The sequence below is a fragment of the Streptomyces sp. GL_140 genome, assembly GCF_057834465.1.
Window position 1 is genome coordinate 188,752 of the sequence record NZ_JBYQMJ010000002.1, and the last position, 18,694, is coordinate 207,445.

Genomic DNA, 18,694 nt, shown 5'->3' on the forward strand with positions numbered 1-18,694 from the left:
TCACTGCACCTTTCTGATGAACTCGCTGACGCCGCCGATGCTGTCGATCCAGCCCTCCAGCCTGGCCATCCCCGTCTCGTGGTCCACCCTGGGCGGGACCAGATCCCGCTGCGCCGCCGACGTGTCGTACGTGGCCGAACGGGTCAGTAGAGCGAGCGTGTACCGGGACAGGGGCGGCGAGGAGCGCTTCGCCAGCGGCGGCAGCTTCCACACCATGTCCGAGGCGAAGGCGAGCGCGCGAAGCAGGCCGGGGGAGACCTCCCCGGTCGGCGGCCGGCCGCCGAACCGCTGGGCCAGCAGGGCGAGCATGCTCCAGATCTCCACCGGCTCCCGGTCGGCGATGAAGTACGCCTTGCCGCCCACACCATCGGCGCGTGCCGCCCGCACACAGGCATCGGCGGCGTTCTCGCAGTAGCACAGGGAGGCGTACACCCGCCTGCCTCCGGAGAGGTCGGGCAGGCGCCCCGTCATCATCTTCGCGATCAGCCGGGGCATGAAGCCGAAGTGGTCGCGCGGGCCCCAGACCGCGCGCGGACGCAGCGCGACGGTGGTGAAGCCGTCCCGGTCCGAGGCCAGCACCAGGCGCTCGGCGGCGGCCTTGGTGGCGGAGTAGAGGTTGAGGTGGCGCGCCGGGAAGGGCTCGCTCTCGTCGATGCCGAGCCGGTCCCCACCGCGTACGGCCATCAGCGCGCTGGGGCTGCTGATGAACACGAAGCGCCGTGCCCCGGCCAGCCGGGCCGCCGTCAGCAGACGCAGGGTGCCGCCGAAGTTCTCGTCCCAGAACTGGGCGCGGGTACCTCTGTCGGTGACCCGGGCCGCACTGTGGTGCACGACGTCGATGCCGTCCACCGCCCTGCGTACGGAGGCGGCGTCGCGCAGGTCTCCGACCGCGAACTCGATGCCGGGAACCGTGCGCAGATGGCTCAGGTCGCTCTGTTCGCGCACGAGGACGCGCACCTCGTCCCCGGCGCGTACGCAGGCGTCGACGATGTGGCTCCCCAGGAACCCGGACGCGCCCGTCACCAGTACCTTCACGCGGCAACCCCCTTGGCCCCGGTCCTGCGCCGGCGCCACCACGTCGCGCCGAACAGCATCGTGAGCGCGGCCGTCGCCCACGGCCTGCGCCCGGTGGCCCGTTCCTGCTCCGCGCGCAGCGCGGCCGGAATCTGGACCGCGTGGACGACGATGCTCAAGAAGGCGTCGGTCCACCACAGGCAGGTCAGCGCCACATGATCCCAAGGCAGCACCGGCCAGGCCGCCAGGTAGGCCCACCCCAGCAGCGGTACGGCGCGCAGGGCCAGGTCGGCGGTGGTCGGACGGCGGCTTCCGGTGAGGCGGTCCGCCGCCCAGCCGGCCAGCAGCTCGCGACGGATCTTGGCGTTGTGGCGGATGTCGACGGGGAACGCGGGGTGCGGCAGGAAGTCGTCGATCACCTTGGTCACCGGATTGTTCGCACCCAGCGCGCGCAGCTCGCCCTCGATCCGGGGCCATTGCTCCCGCGCGGTACCGGGGGCGAGCTCCACGCACAGCACCGGCCGCTGCCCACGGTGCGGTCCGAAGCCCACCAGTGCGGTGCGCCTCACCTGCGGGTGTGCGTTGAAGACACCCTCGCAGCGCACCGTGTGCAGGTCGCCGACGGCTGTCCGCACGCGGTGGCTCTTGCGTCCGCAGAACCAGATGCGCCCCGCGCCGTCGATCCATCCGACGTCACCGGTACGGTGCCAACGACGCCCGCCTTCCTGGATCTTGTGCTCGGCGTCCGCCCGGGGCGACTCGAAATAGCCCGCACTGACCGCCCGGCCGCTGACCACGATCTCGCCGACATCCCCGTCCGCCACCGGCAGGCCCTGGGTCCACAGGGGTACCGGACCGTCGCTGACCTCGATGACCTGGACCGAGATGCCGGGTGCGGGCCGCCCCACACAGACACCCAGACCCTCAGCCGGTCCGTCGGCCGGGCCGGCCAGTGCCTCCCGGCTCTCGACGACCGCCATCGGCAGCGCCTCGGTCGACCCGTAGGTGCTGAACACGCGCGCCTCGCGGGGCAGTACGGCGCGCAGCGCGCCCATCAGTCCGGGGCTCACCGGAGCACCGCCGGACACGACCAGGCGCAGCGAGGGCACCCGCGCCCCGGACGCCTCCAGGTGGTCCGAGAGCGGGCCCAGCAGCGCGGGTGAGGCGAACATGGCATCCACACCGAAGCGTTGGATCGCATCGGTCAGCAGCGCGGGATCCGCGGCGCCGACCCGGCCCATGTTCATCCTCGGCACCACCACCGTGCGGCCGGCCACGAGATCGAACACACCCATCAGTGGCATCGTCACCAGAGTGCTGGTCATGTCGGCGGTGAAATGGCAGGCCTCGACGCCGTGCGCCATTCCCTGCAGCATGCCGACGGTGATCTCCACCGGCTTGGCGGGGCCCGTACTGCCCGTCGTGTATCCGATCAGTGCGAGGTCCTGCGGTGCGGACCGCAGCGGCGGCAGTGGCGGCAAGGACGCACCGAGCGCGGTCAGCTCCCCCAGCCCGTCGCCGGTCCCACGGCCCACCTTGATCACACTCTGCACCCCGGCGAAGGCACGCGGGCGCAGGCGCCGCAGGACGTGCGCGGCAGGCATGCCGATGAAGGCCTGGACCCCCACCCGGTGGATGCAGTCCAGCATGCGGCCCAGCCCCATACCGGGATCGACCACCACCGGAACCGCGCCGACGTGCATGAGGGCGAAGACCAGGGTGAGCAGGTCGACGCCGGGGGTCACGAGCAGGGCCGTACGGGTGCCACGGCCGATGCCGTGCGCCTTGAGGGCACCGGCGCACGAGCTGACGTGGGCGGCGAACTCGGCGTAGCCGACCGAGGTGTAGCCGGGCCCGCGGGAAGCCTGTCCGGCGGCCGGATGAATGACGGCTGCCCGGTCGGGCGTGCGGTCGGCATGCCAGGCCAGCAGCTCGGCAAAGGAAGCGTCCTGGCGCAGTCCGCGCGTCTCGCCGGGCATCAGGACGCGGCCTCCTCGGCGTCGTCGGCCAGGCGGTAGAACGAGGCCGCAGAGCTCAGGCCCGCTCCGACGGCGAGGAAGAGGATCCGGTCGTGGCCCGCGAGCCTGCCCGCGTCCTGTGCCTGCCGGAAGCCGTAGGTGAGCGCCGAGCTGTGCGGGTCGCCCCTGAGGCCTTCGACGGCGACCGCGCCGTCGGAAGCCAGGTCCAGCCGCTTGGCCAGGCGGGACGCGAAGTCGGGGGACGGCTGGGAGGTGATCAGCAGCGTACGGTCGAGGGCGGTCGGCGTCGCGACGGCGTCCGCGCCGTACTCGGCCGCCAGCGCGCCGTGCACCGAGTCGACGGCGAGATCGAGCATGCGCTCCAGCACGTCGGCGTCGCGGTCGACGGCGATGGTGTTGCGGCCTTCGGAGCCGGACTCGGCCAGCGGAATGTATCCGTTGACGCCGAGCGCGCCCGGCAGCGAACGGTGGTGCGTCCGGCCGAAGCCGCGGGCACCGTCGACGCGTTCCAGCAGCATGGCCGCACCGGTGCTCGCGTACGGGAACTCGGCCGTGCCGGCCCTGGCCGGATCCATCGAGGGGTGGGTGTCGGCGGAGACCACCAGGACCCGGCGGGCGCTGCCGGCCGCCAGCAGCGCACCGGCGGCCTGAACGGCGTTGAGAACTCCGCAGGCACCGTTCATCAGGTCGAACGAGAACGCGGCACGCCGGTCGGCGGCGTGCAGGTAGTCGAGGTTGATGCCGATGCGCTTCTGGATGAGCGCGGCCACGGACGGCTCGGAGATGTTGGAGTCGCGGTACACGCCGACGTTGATCAGAACGTCGACGTCGGCGGGCGTGAGCCCGGCCTGCCGCAGACAGGCGCTGCCCGCCGAGGCCGCGTACCCGATCGAGCTGCCGGTGTCGTCGGTGGGGCTGAGGGCGGTGGAGGTGATGACGGTCGCCATGTCACGCCTCCAGGGAGGAGACGGTCGCGGACAGGAAACCGGTCACCACACCCGAGGCGGCGGGCACCAGGAGGATCTTGGACCCCTTGGGTATTCGGCGTTCCGCGAGCGCCTGGTGCAGCACCAGGTAGTGGGAAGTGGTCGCGGTGTTGGCGTACTTCTCGACGACCGAGAGCGAGGCGGGCATCGATGCCTCGAAGACCTGCTCGCCCACGCTGTTCATGAAGTCGATGAAGCGGCTGCCGACCTGGTGCTGGACGACGAAGTCGTATCCCTCGTCGGCGAACCGGCGACCGTCGGCGGCCAGCGTGTCGCGGTGGAAGGTCGGCCACAGTGCCAGACGGTCCTCGGCGTGCATCTCTTTGTTGTTCGTGTACATGGCCAGGTCACCGGTCTTGTCACTGGGCATGCCCAGGCACAGGTGGGAGTACTCCGAGCAGGTCATCATCTCGATGTCGTGGATGACGTCCGCATCGTCGGTGGAACGGTCGACGACCACGGCGACGGCCGAGTCCCCGACGGACAGGGACGCGAACTGCGGGTCGCGGCTGTCCTCCATCTCACGTGCGGCGGTGAAAGCGATAGGGGTGATGTGCTCCCCGCTGACCACCAGACCCGTACGCGCCTCACCCGACCGGATCATCCGGTCGAGCAGGTAGACGCCCGTCATCATGCCCGCGCAGGCATTGGAGACGTCGAAGGCAACGGCCCCGACCGCGCCGAGCTCCTGCGCGATCCGATGGGCGAGCGACGGCTCGAATTGGTGGCGCCGACCGTCCGTCGTGCGGCTGATGGAGCAGGAGATGACGACGTCGATCTCGTCGGGCGCGTGGCGTGAACGGTCCAAGCACTCCCGGGCCGCCGACACCGCCATGCTGAGGCAGTCCTCGGGGACGTCGGCCGTGTCGTCCGCGACACGGCGCTCGGCCATACCGGTAATTTTGAAGAGGTCGAATTCCGGCGCTTTCTCCATGCGTCCGAGGAGTTCCGGAGTAGTCATGACCGCCGGGGGAAGATACGCCCCGATAGACTCTAAGCGACTGTTGTACACGAACCTCTCCTGATGATTTCTCGCAGCAGGCCGGCGCAGTGAAAAATGAAAAGAGCGTCGGCTGGGATCTGTTCATGGCGTGTTCTTCGAAGCGGCGATGCTTTCAATAAAGCCTGGATACACCACTTTCCGGACCCGATCCCGCTTCATGGAACCTCGACACTGGTGCTCTGCGATGACGCACCCTACCGCCGCCAGGCCTGCCACCTTGAGTTCCTCTGTCCGACGGCCGCCCATCGTCGACGGATAGTCGACCTGCGGCATGGCGAAAACCAGCGGCTGGATCTGACACCAGGGGGTCGATGTGTATACGACTCCGGCGGGGCTGCGAAGAATCTGAATACCCAATGGATCACGACTTTTGGCGCCTCGAACGCCACGGGTCGACATTGTTCAACCAGCCTTACCAGGAGTTCGCTGTGGCAAGAAAGCGGTCACGGATGGTGGGGATGAGACATCGTCGGAGCGACATCTCTGTCCGAATTTCGCCCCATCAATTGCCCGGCCCCGTGGCCAGGGTCGGGTCGGATCTGCCGTGCACGGCCGCGGGGCCCGTCGGGCCCCTGGCCGTGGCCCGACAGGCCCCTGGTCAGGGTGCTACCACCCTGCTACCTTGCCGGTATGGCCAGTATGAAGAAGCAGACGCAGTTGCGGCTCGAGCCGGACCTCCTCGCCGCCGGGAAGGAGGCCGCGGCGGCCCGCGGTCTCGACTTCAACCAGTACGTGCAACGCCTCATCGCCGAAGACACGACAGGTGTCCGCGCGGCGGCCATGGCCGCCGCCCAGAAGGTCATCGACACGCACGGAGACTTCCTCCGGGACCTCGAGGACGACCTGGACGGGCGGCACGCGCTTCCTTCGCACCAGCAGGGCGCCGCTGCGTGAGCATGTCCCTGCACGTCGATCTGTCCTGGATCCTCGAAGTGGCCGAACGCGCCGGCCATCGGGACCCCACCCCGGACGATCTCGGCGTCCCCATCGCCGCGGTCGCCCGCCACCAGGCCGAACTCCTGGACCAGCCCGTTTACGGCGGCCCCTACGCACGGGCCGCCGCCCTCGTCCACACCCTCGGCCGCTGCCGCTGGCTGGAGCGCTCCAACCTCACCGTCGCCTGCGCCACGGCAGTGATGTATCTGACCGCCAGCGGCATCCATGCCGACCCTACCCGGGAGCAACTCGCCGCCCTGGCCCGCGAACTGTACGACCCCCGCACCAGCGCCGCCCGCATCGCCGAGCTGCTGCGCACCTGGGCCTGAGGCCGACCGCCGCGCCTTCGGTCCGACTTTCCGGCATTCCGTTCCTCCGTGAAGCAGAACGGAGGAGACGGTCGGGTCAATCAACCTTCGGGTACAAACAGTCGGATAACTCGGGCAAGCTGCCGGATCGTGTGGAAATCATGATCACGATCCCCGCCGGGATGTCGAAATCCGATGGCGGTCAAAGAACTGCGGCAATGCGTACGGGTGCTGACTGTCCGCCATGCGAATCCCTCGCCTTGTGCGCCTGTTTCTGCGAAGTCGTCCTCCTTTAAGCGGTGCTCGGAGCGTCCGTTAGGGTGCAGGCGGTAAGTGCCGCTGTCTGCTCCTTCATGTGTATATGGATGGGCGAGAGCGGCATGTCATTTTTCTGATCATTTAAGGAACATGCGCATGCGTCGAATAACCACTGCTCTGACCACGCTCACCGCGGCCGCCGCGGTGTCCTTAGGCCTGCCGATCTCCGCCCACGCGGTGACGATCGGAGAATCCGGCCACATCGCAGCGCTGGGCGCGCCCCAGGACCACGCCGGTATCCGTCAGCCGGTCATTGACTCGCCGCGGAACCAGGGGACCACGGGTCTGACTCCGTACTTCGAGGGTTCTGTGCCTGGTGTGGTTCCTGCGGGTACGACGTTGAAGGCGATGGAGGGTGGGAAGGTTGTTGCGGACAATGTGAAGGTCGACCCGGTGACGGGGGCTTGGAACTTCGTCCGTGACGCGAAGGCCGGTGACTGGTCTGTCGGTGTCCACACGGTGACCGTCACCGCTTCCTTCGGGCAGCATGTCTCGGCTCCCGTCAGTGTCACTTTCACCGTTGCCGGTATCCGTCAGCCGGTCATTGACTCGCCGCGGAACCAGGGGACCACGGGTCTGACTCCGTACTTCGAGGGTTCTGTGCCTGGTGTGGTTCCTGCGGGTACGACGTTGAAGGCGATGGAGGGTGGGAAGGTTGTTGCGGACAATGTGAAGGTCGACCCGGTGACGGGGGCTTGGAACTTCGTCCGTGACGCGAAGGCCGGTGACTGGTCCGTCGGTGTCCACACGGTGACCGTCACCGCTTCCTTCGGGCCGAACACCTCCACCCCCGCCACGGTCACCTTCACTGTCCAGCGCTGATCCTCCACGACCTCCACTCCGATTCCCGGAGAGGCGTCGAATCAACGCCAAGGGCCTTGCCGGGCCGCGAAGCCCGGCAGGGCCCTTGGCGTTGGCTTCGGCAGGCGCAGGAGACGGGTCGTGGCAGCCCCGGTGGTGGATCGCTTTTCGGTCTTCGCCGACATGCCGCCTTGTCCGTGCGGTGCGACACATGCCAAGGTCACGAGCCGAAGACGGGGGCGCAGAATCGTTCCTCCTTCCGTATCGGGAAGGAGCTCCACCCTGCCGCCCCTTCCGGGCGCCGGGTCCGCGCACACCAGGGAGACCGAATGGCACGACAGTGGCTCACTTCCCTTTTTTCGCGGCGCACCCTGGTCACCGCCCTCGCGGCGATCGGCCTGACCGCCGCCCTGACCGCGGCCGCACCGGCGCCCGCCTTCGCGGCGCCGGACGCAAAGGCGGCCGTGATCCCGGGCTCGGTCCTGATCGCGAGCGCCGCGTTCCCGGGCAAGATCCTCTGCGCCAGTCCGACCGATCGGTCCGTCTGGCTGCAGACGGTCGACACCAACAACCCCTACTGCCAGTGGCTCTACTTCGGATCGCTGTTCAACCCGGCCACGGGTCAAGTGATGACCTACACCGGCGGCAACGAAGGAGCCGTCGTCATGGCCGCCTATTCCCCCGGGCGCAGCGACCAGCAGTGGAACTGGGGTGGAGGGGAGGACTGGGGCGGCCGGGCCCTGCAGTCCGGACTGGACAGCGGACAGAACGTGGACGCCAAGTCCCCCAGCGATGACGGTCCGCGCACCGACGCGGTGCACACCCGCGGATGGCGTCATGGCCACCAGCGCGAACTGACCTGGAACATGATCCCCCTCTCCTGAACCGTCCGCGCCGGCTCAGGCCGACGTCGGACAGCGCTTCGCCCCCTCCTTGATGTGCAGGAGGGGGCGAAGTCATGGGGTGGGGTCGTAGTGGGCGTCATGCTGCATCCACTGAGACCACAACTGCCTCATGAATCACGTGAATTGACAAATTCTGGCTGAAAGTATGGCTTGTGTGTAGATGGGTAAGGGACTCCGAGCGAAGAGCGATTGGAGAATCTTACATTGCAAACAAGCCAGATAGTGATTCCAGATGCCGCAGGGCTGCGCTCGGCAACCGCCCTGCTGCAAGACGAAAAGGTGTGTGCCTTTCCTACTGAGACCGTCTACGGCCTGGGTGCGAACGCCCTCTCGGAAGCGGCGATCTCGGCGGTGTACCGGTTGAAGGGGCGTCCGGTCTGGAATCCGCTGATCGTGCATGCCAGGGATGCCGAAATGGCACGGTCCCTCGCAGAGGTGTGGCCTGATATCGCGGACGACCTGGCGCGGCGGTTCTGGCCCGGCCCCTTGACGCTGGTGGTGGAGCGTGCGCGGCACGTTCCGGCATACGTCAGTGCGGGGGCGTCCACGGTGGCGATCCGGGTGCCGGCGCATCCGGTGGCACTGGCGCTGCTGGAAGCGTGTGACCTGCCGTTGGCGGCCCCCAGCGCGAACCGTTCCGAGGGCGTGTCTCCCACCAGTGCCGAGCACGTGGTGCGGAGTCTGCCGGAGGTTCCGCTGGTCCTGGACGGTGGACCATGCCGGCTGGGTCTCGAATCGACCGTGGTGGATGTCACCGGTCGCACACCTCGGCTGCTTCGTCCGGGTGCTCTAGCGCTGGCAGACGTCCGTAGCGTGGTGGGCTTCGTGGAGATGCCCGGTGGGGAGGTTCCGCATCCGGGGGCGGTCCGATCGCCGGGTATGGGGAAGCGGCACTACGCACCGCGGGCCCGAACCGTGCTGCTGGCGGACTTCGACGAGGCGGCGCTGGGGCAGCTGCATGCACCGGTGGGCATCCTCACCTACCGTCCGTCGGATGCCGACTTGGCTGGACGGGTTGCGCAGGTGGAGCTGCTGCCGGCCGATCCTCAAGGATTCGGGGCGGACCTGTATGCCGCACTGCACCGTCTCGATGAAGGCGGTGTCAATACGATCGCGGTCCTGGCCCCGCCCGAGGGCGAGGACTGGATGGCGGTCCGTGACCGTCTCGCCCGGGCTGCGGCATGACGGGGGTCCAGGGGCTGGTGCTCGGGGTCGAAGTCACCTTCAACAACTGCTGCGTGAGTCTGCTGACACCCGACCGGCGAGTGCTCTACGAAACGAATCAGGTGTTCCGTCCCACCTCAGGCGTCGTTCAGGACACCCCTGGATGGTCGGACGAGTTGGCCGCCTTCCACGCCCGGACCCTGCCGCGGATCATGACCGAGGCACTGGCAGTCGCACCCGACAACATTCCACTTGAGCTCTGCTGCCTTTCAGTGGTGTCCGGGAAGCACAACCGCAACGTGGAGCTCGCCCGCCCCATCGTGGAGGAGACGGCCCTGCGCCACGGGGCCACACTGGTCGAAGTCGATCATCATGAGGCTCACCTGCTGATCGCCCTGCTGTACCACCCCGACCTGCGGTTCCCGTACATCGGTCTCACCGTCGCGGGCGGTCATTGCCGCCTCTCGTTGGTTCGTGGCATGGGCGACTACGAGCTGCTCGGCAGCCACGACGCCGCACCGCGCAACCGCTTCGGCCACGGCCGGGCACCCGGCGCCGTGCTCGACCGGTGTGCGGAACTTCTGGGCCTGGTGGCGCCGGGACAGCCCGATGGCGCGATCGCGATCGACATGGTGTCCCAGCAAGCGACGGCCCCGCCGCCTTCAGACGGGTTCGAGATCACCGCACGTGCGAATTCCGCCAACGGATACGACTTCGACTTCCACGCCCTGTACGAGGAAGTGGCGCACGCACAGGACGAGCCTGGCGCCGACCCCCACGAACTCGCCGCCGCCGTCCAGGAACAGGTGATGACCGTCCTGGTCGACAAGACCTTCGCGGCCACTGCCCAATGGGCGGCTCACGGGGTGTGCCTGGGCGGTGGAGTCGCGGCGAACAGCCGGCTGCGAGCGCTGGCCCGCGACCGGGCGGCTCGTGACGGGCGATGGATATGCATCCCCCCGCAGGAGGTTTGTGTGGACAACGCACGGATGATCGCCTTCGCAGGGATGCTGCGGGCGAATGACACCGTAACGGGGGGCCCGTCATGAGGATTCTGATGACCTCCTGCCCCCAGTACGGCCATTTCTACCCGATGGTCCCGCTGGGATGGGCGCTGCGCGGGGCCGGGCACCAGGTGCGGGTCGCCGTTCCGGAGAACTTTGTCGCCGCCGTCGCGCAGAGCGGTCTGCCGGCGGTGCCGGTGGGCGGTGTGGTGCGCACCCGGGACATCATGGGCGGTGGCGACGGGAACCTGCTCGACGCCTGGGCGTCCGATCCGGTCGGCATGCATGTGCAGGCGCTGCGGCTGGTCAGCCGGTTCGCCCTGCACCTGGCCGAGCCGATCATCACATTCTGCCGGCAGACATGGGCCCCCGACCTGGTGGTCCATCCGACGCTGGACTTCTCCGGCCCGCTGATCGCACACGCGCTCGGGGTGCCGGCGGTGAGTCTGTCTCCCGGCCTTCCGATCGCAGAGGCGGCGGTGGCCGCCGCACACGACGAACTCGCCGATCTGTACGGCGAGTGGGGCTATCGGCCCGACGCCGCACCGGCGGCCGTCCGGTTGCAGACATGGCCGGCGAGTCTGCTCGCGAACCCCGGGCAGTCGATGCGGTACGTGCCTTACAACGGGCCCGAGACCCTTCCGACGTGGCTGCTCGGCCCCGCGCCCACGTCGAAGGCATGCCTGACGCTCGGCTCCATCCTGCCCAAGACGGGCGGCCTGGAAGTACTTCCCGGGCTCATCACCGCCCTGCACGACCTCGTTGAACAAGTCGTCGTAGTGCTCCCGCACGAGGCCGCGGAAGCCCTCGCCGACATCATGGTCCTCCCGTCCGGCGTCCGCATCGCCGACACCGTCACCGGTCCGTGGCTGGCCTTGAACATGGCCATGGAGGGATCCGCTCTGGTGGTGCACCACGGCGGTGCCGGTACGACCCAGACCGCGTTCAGCATGGGGATTCCCCAACTGGTGGTCCCCAGAATGGCCGACCAGTTCGACATCGCCGACGCCGTCGTCCGATCCGGCGCAGGCCTCGCCCTTCGGCCCTCCGAGCTCACCCCCGAGACAGCACGCGGGACGGTTGCCGAGCTCATCGGCGACACCGGATACGGACGGGGCGCCGCAGCGGTCCGGCACGAGATGGCCGCACAACCTCATCCGGGCCGGATCGCGGCCATGCTGGAAGACCTCGTCGCCCATCCGCAGCCTGCCCGGAGCCGACCGTGCGGATAGGTCTGTTCTGCGGCGGGTCGGCCGGGAACCACCCCCAGTTCGCCACAGCGGCACGCGATCTGTCCCTGGAACTCGTCCGCCGCCGGATAGGCATCGTGTTCGGCGGCGCACGCATCGGCCTCATGGGAGTGCTCGCCGACAGCGCCCTGGCCGCCGGCGGAGACGTCGTCGGAGTGATACCGCGCTGGCTCGGCGACCGAGAAATCGTTCATGCCCAGGTGTCCCAGCTGCATTACGTGGATGACCTGTCCGAGCGAAAGCGGGTGATGGCTCAGCTCAGCGACGCCTTCCTGGTCCTGCCGGGTGGCGTCGGCACCATGGACGAACTGTTCGAGATGTTGACCTGGAACAAGCTCGGCTTGCAGCACAAACCCTGCGGCCTGCTCAACGTCGACGGCTTCTACGATCACCTCGCCGCCTTCCTCACCCGCGTACACACAGCCGGCTTCCTACCGCCGGAGGCGGGCGACCTCGTGACGGTTTCGGCCGACATCGGCCGGCTGATCGACACGCTCGTCGAGAACGCCGCGCCGGAACCCGGCCCTCAGCCTCCGCCGCCTCCGGAAGCCGATCCCGTCGGATGACCCGTTGGCCTGTTGGCCTGTTGACCTGTCAGGAGGGGCGATGGCGCAGACCACCACTGTCCTCGTGGGCACCACCAACCCCGACAAGGAACGACGCTGGCGTCGCCTCCTGCCGATGGGAACCGAGGTGCTGTTCCCCCGTGACCTCGGCCTGCACCTCATCATTCCCGAGCCGTCCACCTCCACCCTCGTCAACGCCCGACTCAAGGCGAAGACCTGGTCCGATGCCACTGGCCGGGCGTGCTTCGCCGACGATCTCGGCCTGTACATCGATGAGTTGGACGGCGCACCCGGCGCCGCGATGAAGACCTGGGGCGGGCGGGTGGCCGAAGAGGCCGGCGAGGCCGAGCGCCGCGCGGTACTGGCCGCTGCCATCGCTCCACTGGCCCACACCCGCTGCCGCCTGGACACGGCGATCGCTCTCGCACGGCCCGACGGCAGCTCCTGGTCCGCCGTGCACCACACCTACGGACACCTCGACAAGGAGCACGCCCACAGACCGCACCGGGCAGGGGCGCTCCTCGAAGACATCCTCGTCATCGCCCCCTTCGGCAAGACCTTCACCGAGATGACGCCCACCGAACGGCAGCTGGAGGAGGCCGGACTGCGCCGCATCGTCGCCCACGCTCTCAGTCGGCCCGGGGTAACCGCAGACAGGCACGAGCCTTCGTGACCGGGGCCTCCGCCGAAGTGACTGGACCTTGTTGAGCGCACAGCGATTCTCCGGGACGTCATTCCGCGACCGCAGATCACGACGGCGCCAACATGCGCAGGCGTCGGTGCATCGGCGATATCTGCCGGAAAGTCTCGGCCTTGCCGCCGAAATGATGTGCGGAGTATTGACTGCCCTCGGGTAAGAGCGTCTGAAGCTCATCAAGACTCGACGTGGCAGGACCTCTTTTGGCCTAGCCGGTCCGTGTCGTGCGCCTGTTCTCGGGTTCGGGCTGTTCTATCTGACTGTCCCTTTTTCTCGTATGGCTCTCGGAAGGAATTGGTGGTCCGGTGCGCGGGTTTACGAAGCGGCATGGTATGTCAATGGCAGTCTTAGGGGCGGTGAGCTTAAACCTGACTTGCCAGTTATTCGGTTCGATGGGGGTGGGCGGGGTAGCGGCTGCCGCCGAGCTGCACCCGGCGCTGGCGCAGACGAAGCAGGATGCGGCTCCGTTGGTGAGCGGCAAGGTCTTGGCGAAAATCGGCCAGCACATTCGCAAGGGTCCAACGACTGCTTCGGCCAAGGTTGGCGCGTACGGGTTCGGGCAGATGGTCGGAATTCAGTGCAAGGTGACCGGTCAAATGGTTGCCGGAAATAATATCTGGTACCAGGTCGCGCCCAAGTCTCCCAAGCCGGCAGGTTGGATGGCTGCCAAGTACATTCAAACGTCTGGTGCCGTCGCCACATGCCCGCCGCCTCCGATTGTGACGGGACCGACTGGTCCTACCGGACCCGCAGGTTCGACGGGTCCTGCTGGGGCGACGGGTGCGCAGGGTTCAACCGGGGCGACCGGGTCGACGGGTTTGACGGGTCCTGCCGGGCCGACGGGTGCGCAAGGTTCGACCGGGGCAACGGGGGCAACGGGGGCAACTGGGGCAACTGGGGCGACCGGGTAGACGGGTGCGCAGGGTCCGATCGGGGCGACCAGGGCGACCGGGGCTTCCGGGGCTTCGGGGGCCACGGGGGCGCAGGGTCCCACCGGGCCTGTCGGTCCCACCGGCCCCGCGAGCGGGTCCGGTGCGCTCACCGGGTCTGTTGAGTTCGTCGACACCGACGAGACCGACGGGTTCGTCGGCGCCTCCGGCCGGCACGGCCTCGGCTCCTCGGCCGACGCCGTCGGCACGCCCCTACCGGTCCCCGGCAGCATCAGTACCCTCCGCGTGAAGGTGGCCGGCTCGGTCCAGGGCGTCACCGCCACTGTGCTCCGCAACGGCACGTCGACCGGACTCGGTTGCACCACCGACGCCACGGGCATGTGCACGGCGACCGCGGTCACTCCTATCGCTTTCGCCGCGGGCGACGTAGTTGCCGTCCGGATCCAGCACGCCGCGGGCCAACTGAACGACGTCCGCTGGTCCACGGACCTGAAGGGGGCCTGAGAATGGAGGTCCTGACCAGACGGACAACGCTCCTGTACGGGACCGCGTTCGCCTCCGCGTTCCTCATGCCCGCCGGCGCCAGCGCCACCGCCGTCGCCGGCGCCGGCGGCGGCCACGGACCGGTCTTCTCCCTCGCCGCCTGGCAGGAGCGCGTCGGCTCGACCGTACGAGTCGCGAGCCGGCCCGGCGCGGTGATCAAGGTGGCCGAGGTGCTGGACCGCTCGGCCGTCACCCGCAACAACACCGACCCGGGCTACGGAGATGTGTTCACCATTCGCTTCACGGGGCACTCGGGCCCAGCACTGGACGAGGGCATCCACACACTCGACGAGCCTGCTCTTGGCTCCCCGGCGATCTTCCTCAGTCCCGCTCGCCCCGGGCTGGACTACCTGGCCGTGGTCAACACATGGTTGCCGGACACGGCAGCGGAAGGGCGGTAAGCGATGGCGGAACCGTTCATCGGCCAGATCCTCATGGTGGGCTTCAACTTCGCCCCACGAGGCTGGGCCTTGTGCGACGGCCAGTTGCTGCCGATCGCCCAGAACACGGCCCTGTTCTCCCGCCTCGGCACCACCTACGGAGGCAACGGCCAGAGCACCTTCGCCCTGCCCGACCTGCGCGGCCGCGTGCCGATCCACCAGGGGCAGGGACCCGGCCTCTCCCCGCGCCTGATCGGCGAGGTCGCGGGGACTGAGGCGGTCACCCTGACGACGGCACAGATTCCGGCGCACCGGCACAGCCTGACCGGCTCGTCCGTGCGCCAGGACACCAACCACGCCGCTGGGGCAACTCTGGCCAAGGGCGGCATCTACACCACCGAGACGCCCGCTGTCCCCATGCACCCGGAAGCCATCGCCGCGGCCGGGGGCGGCCAGGCGCACCCCAACCTCCAGCCTTTGCTGTGCGTGAACTTCATCATCGCCGTCGAAGGCATCTTCCCGTCGCGGTCATGAGGCCCCCCTCCTTCACCCTCCGGCCGCAGGAGGGCACGGACGACGCCTTCCTGCGCCGGCTCTTCGCCGCCGGGCTGGATGCCTCGCTGGGCCTGCACCTCTGGCCCGAGCCGCAGCGCGAGCTGATGCTCCGATGGCAGTACGAGGCCCGCGAACGCGACTGGAACGAGCGGTATCCACCGGGGAGCCTGGAGGTCATCGAGGTGGACGGCGTACCCGCGGGCCGGATCCGGCTCTCCCGCCCGGACCTGGACGACTGCCGTCAGGTGGTCGACCTCGCAGTCGCTCCGGAGTACCGGCGGCGCGGGGTGGCGACGGCGGCTCTGGCCCGCTGCCCGGGTCCGCTGGCGCTACGGGTCGCCCGCGACAACCTCCCGGCCCGACGGCTCTACGACCGCCTGGGCTTCACCCTCCGGGACGCCGACGCACTCCATCTCTCCCTGCGCGGTCCCACGAATACGGTGGGATCGACTCGATCACCCCGGACGCCGTCAGGAAGCTGAGCTCCGAGAACCTCAAGCAGTGGTCGGGCGGGTGGCAGCGCTGTGCGGCTGCTCGCCTCGGCCCATGGGTGAGGGGTCGGCGGGGACTGCGAGGGACTGGGGGCCGCAGCGCAGGCCCCAGCCCTTGCCCATGTCCTGCTTGTTGTAGGCAGCGTTGTTCTCGAAGACCTGGACGACGACCTCGTCCGGCGGGGTGTCGTCCATGGTTTTGGCGTGGGCGAGGGTGCACACCATCTGGCTGAGCACGATGTTGTCGAGCTCGCCGGTGGCGACCGAGAGCGGTAGGTAGAGGTCGACGGTGCCGCGTCCGGCGAAGGCCGAGGGCTTGCGGGGCAGCGGTGGGATGTGGTTGCTCAGTCCCCGGGCGCGCTCGTCCGCGGTGGGACCCTCCAGGAGGAGGTCGAGCGCCTGCTGCGCGGTGGTCGTCCCGACGGCGGGGCGGGAGACCTGGCGGATGCCGTAGGCGCTGGCGAAGTACAGCTGCGTGGTGCCGACGCCGCCCGCCCGCTGGGGTACGCCGGTGGCGGGGCCGCCCGCGCGCACCGGGCCGGTCGGGCTGATTCCGCAGCCCCCGACTGTCAGGACGGCCCCGGCGGCCAGGACGGCCGCGACGGCGTTCAGGGGGCGGGGGGTGCGGCGGTTCATACGGACTCCTCGGCCACCGGTGCGTCGTCGGACAGGGGCAGGGTGAGGGTGAACACGGCTCCGGCGCCATGGGTGTTGGCGGCCGTCAGCGAGCCCCCGTGCAGGCGGATGTTCTCGGCGGCGATGGCCAGGCCCAGGCCGCTGCCCTCGGACCGGGGGCGGGCGGAGTCCGCTTTGAAGAAGCGGTCGAAGACGTGTGGGAGCGCCGCGGCGGGGATGCCGGGGCCGGCGTCGGTGATGGTGAGTACGGCAGTGGCGTGCCGGGGGCAGGTCCGGCCGCGGACGGTGACCGGTGGGTGGCCGTGGTGGAGGGCGTTGGCGATGAGGTTGGCGAGGACGACGTCCAGGCGGCGGGTGTCGATGTGCACGGGGAGTGCGTGAGGGATGTCCAGGGTGATGCGTGGGTCTGCCGCCCAGCCGCGCAGGCGCAGGGTGGTGGCGAGGGTGGTGCGCAGGTCGGTTTCCTCGGAGTGGAGTTCGGCGCGGCCGGAGTCGAAGCGGGCGACTTCCATGAGGTCTTCGACGGTGCGGGTCAGGCGCCGGGTTTCGGAGGCGACGAGGGAGACGGCCTCTGCGGTGTCCGGCGGCAGGACGCCGGAGGCGGCGTCTTCGTCGAGTACGTCGGTGACGGCGCTCATCGCGGCGAGCGGGGTGCGCAGTTCGTGGGCGACGTCGGCGGCGAAGCGGCGGGCGTTCTCCTCCAGGCGGCGCAGTTCGGTGTCGTCGTGCTGGAGTTTGGCGGCCATGGTGTTGAAGGTGGTGGTGAGGTGGGCCAGTTCGTCGTTGCCGGTGACGTCGAGGCGGGTGTCGAGGTGTCCGGCCGCCACCTGTTGCGCTCCGTGGTGCAGGCGGCGTACGGGGCGCAGGACGCGGCGGGCCGCGAGCAGGGCCGGTACGAGGGCCAGGGCGAGGGCCGGTGCGATGCCGACCTGTGCCGCCTTGACCAGGGCGGCGATGTCGGCGGCCTCCTTGTCCAGGGCGAAGACCGCGTACACGCGCAGGCCGGTGGGGTACGGGTGGCCGCCGACGGTGGCCTGGAGGGGGACGCCGACGGCGAGCCAGGGCTGCCCGTGATCCTCGAAGCGCTGGTAGGCGGCGTCGGCCCCGTCACGTACGGAGTCCCACAGCGCGTCGGGGACGGCGGGTGCGCCCCGGCCGAAAGTCACGGGGGCGGCGTCGCCGATGGCGGCGGTCGTCGTCCAGTCGCGCGAGCCGCCGGCCAGGTCGAGCTGCTGGGTGAGGGTGCGCAGGTCGGCGGCGCTCGGCGGCCACTTCAGGTCGGGGGCGAGGGAGTCCAGCTGACTGCGCAGGTCGCGTACGGCGGCGTTCTGGGTGCGTTGCAGGGTGCTCTCGCGGGCCTCGCGGAAGGTGAGGGTCGCGGTGAGCAGCGAGCCGAAGGCGGTAGCGAGGAGGAAGGCCACGACCAGGCGGGCCCGCAGACCGCTGCTCCAGGCCGTGCGGCGCGGGCGGGGCCGGTTCACAGGGGGCCGAAGCGGTAGCCGAAGCCCCGTACGGTCTGGATGAACACCGGCCGGCGGGGGTCGTCCTCGATGCGGCCGCGCAGCCGCAGGACGCAGGCGTCGATGAGGCGGACGTCGCCGTGGAAGGTGTACTCCCAGACCCGTTCGAGGAGCTGCTGGCGGGTGTAGACCTGGCCGGGGCTGTCCGCGAGGAACATCAGGAGCTTCAGTTCGGTGGGGGCCAGTCCCACTTCGGTACCGTTCTTGAAGACCATGAGGGAGGACCGGTCGATGGTCAGCGCGCCGTGGGTCTCGGGGCCTTCCTGGGTGCGGCGGGGAGCGGCTCGGTCGGGGTCGTCGGGTGCCGTGCGCCGCAGGACGGCCCGCATCCGGGCCTCCAGGAGTTCGCCGCTGGCGGGCTTGACGAGGTAGTCGTCGGCTCCGGCCTCCAGGCCGACGATCATGTCGATTTCCTCGCCCCGGGCGGACAGGATGACGATCGGGACCCGGGAGGCGGCACGGAGCCGACGGCACACCTCCAGACCGCTGATGCCGGGCAGCATCAGGTCCAGCAGGACGAGATCGGGGCCGAAGTCCTCGAAGGCGTCCAGTCCCTGCTCGCCGGTGGCGGCGGTGGCGGTCTCGTGGCCACGGCGGCGCAGCGCCAGTACGACGCCCCTGCGGACCGCGGGGTCGTCCTCAATGAGTAAAACGCGAGCCATGGAACCTTCCAGGCATTTCAGGATGGGTCGCACCATTCTTACTGATCATCTTGTCGGCAGGCGTGACGGCGCTGCTCGTGGTCCAT

20 protein-coding genes are annotated in these 18,694 nt (G+C 69.2%); 13 read left to right on the forward strand and 7 right to left on the reverse strand.

What is annotated here, in order from left to right; genetic code table 11:
- From AC3IYJ_RS40500 to AC3IYJ_RS40515, 4 genes are read right to left on the reverse strand one after another with little or no spacing between them, the layout of a single operon-like run.
- A complete protein-coding gene (locus tag AC3IYJ_RS40500; RefSeq protein ID WP_489403220.1) occupies positions 1–1,035 on the reverse strand; it encodes an NAD-dependent epimerase/dehydratase family protein in 1,035 nt (344 codons plus the stop codon).
- Positions 1,032–2,993, reverse strand: coding sequence for a fatty acid CoA ligase family protein (locus tag AC3IYJ_RS40505; protein WP_489403221.1), 1,962 nt, complete (start codon positions 2,991–2,993; stop codon positions 1,032–1,034). The genes AC3IYJ_RS40500 and AC3IYJ_RS40505 overlap by 4 nt, the downstream gene beginning before the upstream one ends.
- Positions 2,993–3,940, reverse strand: a complete 948-nt coding sequence (locus tag AC3IYJ_RS40510; RefSeq protein WP_489403222.1) for a hypothetical protein — start codon at positions 3,938–3,940, stop codon at positions 2,993–2,995. The genes AC3IYJ_RS40505 and AC3IYJ_RS40510 overlap by 1 nt, the downstream gene beginning before the upstream one ends.
- 1 nt (position 3,941) lies before the next feature.
- Positions 3,942–4,871 carry a 3-oxoacyl-ACP synthase III family protein gene (locus AC3IYJ_RS40515; protein ID WP_489403223.1) on the reverse strand — a complete coding sequence of 310 codons (930 nt, stop codon included), beginning with the start codon at positions 4,869–4,871 and terminating at the stop codon, positions 3,942–3,944.
- Between the two features lie 741 nt (positions 4,872–5,612).
- On the opposite strand from AC3IYJ_RS40515, the gene AC3IYJ_RS40520 reads away from it, so the two are divergent.
- From AC3IYJ_RS40520 to AC3IYJ_RS40580, 13 genes are all read left to right on the forward strand, one after another.
- On the forward strand, positions 5,613–5,876 hold the full coding sequence (locus AC3IYJ_RS40520) for a hypothetical protein (RefSeq protein ID WP_489403224.1): 264 nt from the start codon (positions 5,613–5,615) through the stop codon (positions 5,874–5,876).
- 2 nt (positions 5,877–5,878) lie between these two features.
- Positions 5,879–6,247, forward strand: a complete 369-nt coding sequence (locus tag AC3IYJ_RS40525; protein ID WP_489403352.1) for a fic family toxin-antitoxin system, toxin component — start codon at positions 5,879–5,881, stop codon at positions 6,245–6,247.
- Positions 6,248–6,640: 393 nt separating this feature from the next.
- Positions 6,641–7,366 carry a hypothetical protein gene (locus AC3IYJ_RS40530; RefSeq protein ID WP_489403225.1) on the forward strand — a complete coding sequence of 242 codons (726 nt, stop codon included), beginning with the start codon at positions 6,641–6,643 and terminating at the stop codon, positions 7,364–7,366.
- A gap of 308 nt (positions 7,367–7,674) precedes the next feature.
- A complete protein-coding gene (locus tag AC3IYJ_RS40535) occupies positions 7,675–8,229 on the forward strand; it encodes an RICIN domain-containing protein (protein WP_489403226.1) in 555 nt (184 codons plus the stop codon).
- Between the two features lie 225 nt (positions 8,230–8,454).
- Positions 8,455–9,435 carry an L-threonylcarbamoyladenylate synthase gene (locus tag AC3IYJ_RS40540; RefSeq protein WP_489403227.1) on the forward strand — a complete coding sequence of 327 codons (981 nt, stop codon included), beginning with the start codon at positions 8,455–8,457 and terminating at the stop codon, positions 9,433–9,435.
- Complete coding sequence (locus tag AC3IYJ_RS40545) at positions 9,432–10,463, forward strand: Kae1-like domain-containing protein (RefSeq protein ID WP_489403228.1); 1,032 nt, start codon at positions 9,432–9,434, stop codon at positions 10,461–10,463. The genes AC3IYJ_RS40540 and AC3IYJ_RS40545 overlap by 4 nt, the downstream gene beginning before the upstream one ends.
- Positions 10,460–11,650 (forward strand): nucleotide disphospho-sugar-binding domain-containing protein, encoded by a 1,191-nt coding sequence (locus tag AC3IYJ_RS40550; RefSeq protein WP_489403229.1) that lies wholly within the window; start codon positions 10,460–10,462, stop codon positions 11,648–11,650. Before AC3IYJ_RS40545 ends, AC3IYJ_RS40550 begins: the two co-directional genes overlap by 4 nt.
- Positions 11,641–12,234: an LOG family protein gene (locus AC3IYJ_RS40555; RefSeq protein WP_489403230.1), complete on the forward strand. Its 594-nt coding sequence runs from the start codon at positions 11,641–11,643 to the stop codon at positions 12,232–12,234. The genes AC3IYJ_RS40550 and AC3IYJ_RS40555 overlap by 10 nt, the downstream gene beginning before the upstream one ends.
- A gap of 40 nt (positions 12,235–12,274) precedes the next feature.
- The gene (locus AC3IYJ_RS40560) at positions 12,275–12,907 is read left to right on the forward strand and encodes a non-canonical purine NTP pyrophosphatase (RefSeq protein ID WP_489403231.1); all 633 of its coding nucleotides are present in this window, start codon (positions 12,275–12,277) and stop codon (positions 12,905–12,907) included.
- A gap of 1,199 nt (positions 12,908–14,106) precedes the next feature.
- Positions 14,107–14,325, forward strand: a complete 219-nt coding sequence (locus tag AC3IYJ_RS40565) for a hypothetical protein (RefSeq protein WP_489403232.1) — start codon at positions 14,107–14,109, stop codon at positions 14,323–14,325.
- Between the two features lie 2 nt (positions 14,326–14,327).
- A complete protein-coding gene (locus AC3IYJ_RS40570) occupies positions 14,328–14,765 on the forward strand; it encodes a DUF6916 family protein (RefSeq protein ID WP_489403233.1) in 438 nt (145 codons plus the stop codon).
- Between the two features lie 3 nt (positions 14,766–14,768).
- Positions 14,769–15,278 (forward strand): phage tail protein, encoded by a 510-nt coding sequence (locus tag AC3IYJ_RS40575; RefSeq protein ID WP_489403234.1) that lies wholly within the window; start codon positions 14,769–14,771, stop codon positions 15,276–15,278.
- Entirely contained in the window at positions 15,275–15,781 is a 507-nt protein-coding gene (locus AC3IYJ_RS40580) for a GNAT family N-acetyltransferase (protein ID WP_489403235.1), read from the forward strand. Before AC3IYJ_RS40575 ends, AC3IYJ_RS40580 begins: the two co-directional genes overlap by 4 nt.
- 12 nt (positions 15,782–15,793) lie before the next feature.
- On the opposite strand, the gene AC3IYJ_RS40585 is transcribed toward AC3IYJ_RS40580, so the two are convergent.
- The 3 genes from AC3IYJ_RS40585 to AC3IYJ_RS40595 are packed head-to-tail and all read right to left on the reverse strand — an operon-like array spanning position 15,794 to position 18,608.
- Positions 15,794–16,426 (reverse strand): GerMN domain-containing protein, encoded by a 633-nt coding sequence (locus AC3IYJ_RS40585; RefSeq protein WP_489403236.1) that lies wholly within the window; start codon positions 16,424–16,426, stop codon positions 15,794–15,796.
- Complete coding sequence (locus tag AC3IYJ_RS40590) at positions 16,423–17,907, reverse strand: sensor histidine kinase (RefSeq protein WP_489403237.1); 1,485 nt, start codon at positions 17,905–17,907, stop codon at positions 16,423–16,425. Before AC3IYJ_RS40590 ends, AC3IYJ_RS40585 begins: the two co-directional genes overlap by 4 nt.
- Positions 17,904–18,608, reverse strand: coding sequence for a response regulator (locus tag AC3IYJ_RS40595; RefSeq protein ID WP_489403238.1), 705 nt, complete (start codon positions 18,606–18,608; stop codon positions 17,904–17,906). The genes AC3IYJ_RS40590 and AC3IYJ_RS40595 overlap by 4 nt, the downstream gene beginning before the upstream one ends.
- Positions 18,609–18,694: the final 86 nt, after the last annotated feature.